The 1,620-nt window shown below is 69.9% G+C and carries 1 protein-coding gene; it reads left to right on the top strand.

Features of this window, described 5'->3' with window-relative positions:
* The first annotated feature begins 244 nt into the window (after positions 1-244).
* Positions 245-1,534, top strand: coding sequence for an ATP-dependent Clp protease ATP-binding subunit ClpX (gene clpX, locus ACWGJO_RS41525; RefSeq protein ID WP_045696864.1), 1,290 nt, complete (start codon positions 245-247; stop codon positions 1,532-1,534).
* The last annotated feature ends 86 nt before the right edge of the window (positions 1,535-1,620 follow it).

Here is a 1,620-nt window from a genome sequence, read left to right as displayed (position 1 = left end):
GGGGGTGGGCGGCGGGCCGCCCCCGCCGCGCCCCCCCCCCCGCCCCGGCCCATCGGCGGGCCCGCGCGACGGCATCTGTTCGGTATCAATTCGCCCAGGGCGTAGGGCAGACCTGGCGAAGAGGCCGGAATCACGGGCCCGGCAGAGTACCGTCGGATAGCGAGACCGAGCGCCGTCGGCGTTGACGGTCCACAGCACCAGGCCCCGGAACCCTGCGGGGCCCCTGGCGAAGGGGAAGCACCTCGTGGCACGCATCGGAGACGGTGGCGACCTGCTCAAGTGCTCGTTCTGCGGCAAGTCGCAGAAGCAGGTGAAGAAGCTGATCGCCGGCCCAGGCGTGTACATCTGCGACGAGTGCATCGACCTGTGCAACGAGATCATCGAGGAGGAACTCGCCGAGACCTCCGAGGTGCGCTTCGAGGAGCTCCCGAAGCCGCGTGAGATCTACGAGTTCCTGGACCAGTACGTGGTCGGCCAGGACCTCGCCAAGAAGGCGCTGTCGGTCGCCGTCTACAACCACTACAAGCGGGTCCAGGCCGGTGAGGCGGGCCGCAGCGGCGGCAACGGCCGCGAGGACGCCATCGAGCTGGCCAAGTCCAACATCCTGCTGCTGGGCCCCACCGGCTCCGGCAAGACGCTGCTGGCGCAGACCCTGGCCCGGATGCTCAACGTGCCGTTCGCCATCGCGGACGCCACCGCGCTGACCGAGGCCGGCTACGTCGGCGAGGACGTCGAGAACATCCTGCTCAAGCTGATCCAGGCGGCCGACTACGACGTCAAGAAGGCCGAGACCGGGATCATCTACATCGACGAGATCGACAAGGTCGCGCGCAAGAGCGAGAACCCGTCGATCACCCGGGACGTCTCCGGCGAGGGCGTGCAGCAGGCCCTGCTGAAGATCCTGGAGGGCACCACGGCCTCGGTGCCGCCGCAGGGCGGGCGCAAGCACCCGCACCAGGAGTTCATCCAGATCGACACCACCAACGTGCTGTTCATCGTCGGCGGCGCGTTCGCCGGCCTGGAGCGGATCATCGAGGGCCGCGCGGGTGCCAAGGGCATCGGCTTCGGCGCCAACATCCGCTCCAAGCGGGAGTCGGACGCCAGCGACCACTTCCGCCAGGTGATGCCCGAGGACCTGGTGAAGTTCGGCATGATCCCCGAGTTCATCGGCCGTCTCCCGGTGATCACCAGCGTGCACAACCTGGACCGCGAGGCGCTGCTCCAGATCCTCACCGAGCCGCGCAACGCGCTGGTCAAGCAGTACCGCAAGCTGTTCGAACTGGACGGCGTGGAGCTGGAGTTCTCGCGGGACGCGCTGGAGGCGATCGCCGACCAGGCGATCCTGCGCGGCACCGGCGCGCGCGGGCTGCGGGCCATCATGGAGGAGGTGCTGATGTCCGTGATGTACGAGGTTCCCTCGCGCCAGGACGTCGCCCGCGTGGTGGTCACCGGCGACGTGGTCTCCAAGCACGCCATCCCCACCCTGGTGCCGCGCGACATGATCAAGCGCGAGCGCCGGGAGAAGAGCGCCTGACCCGAGGCCTCCGCGACACGGGAGGGGGGCGGGCCCCCGGGCCCGGCGGGGGGGCCCCCCCGCCACACGCCGGCGCACGGGGGGGC

Source organism: Kitasatospora sp. NPDC054795 (assembly GCF_053611565.1).
The sequence above is the reverse complement of the archived record's forward strand: the minus strand, read 5'-3'. Positions and strand labels throughout refer to the sequence as shown.